This window comes from Rhizobium sp. SVR5-2C, from assembly GCF_056755115.1.
In genome coordinates this window covers 1-234 of record NZ_JBNDHT010000615.1, presented here as the reverse complement: position 1 = coordinate 234, position 234 = coordinate 1, and the positions used below count along the sequence as shown (strand labels likewise).

Annotated in this window: 1 protein-coding gene; it reads left to right on the top strand. The window is 56.0% G+C overall.

From position 1 onward, the window contains the following. Positions 1-234, top strand: a 234-nt coding sequence (locus tag ACPYOI_RS37100; RefSeq protein ID WP_481424310.1) for a hypothetical protein, incomplete at both ends; no start/stop codon positions are given.

Below are 234 nucleotides of genomic sequence, written 5' to 3'. Positions count from 1 at the left end.
TCATTCGCAAGAACGAGAACAACAACGGGACTTTGTTCTATTCGAATGGTGGCCTAGAAGACGGTTCTTGCCAGAACTACTTCGATGACGGCGGCGGCGTTTTTGCTGGCGTCACAACGGCACACGTGCTCTTTTCATACGGTACGTCTGGGCAGAATCGGCGCGTCTCTGTGTGGAAACTGCCTGCGGACGAGAAGGATATCCTTGATCCCGCTCTGCCGCCGGTCGCCGGAC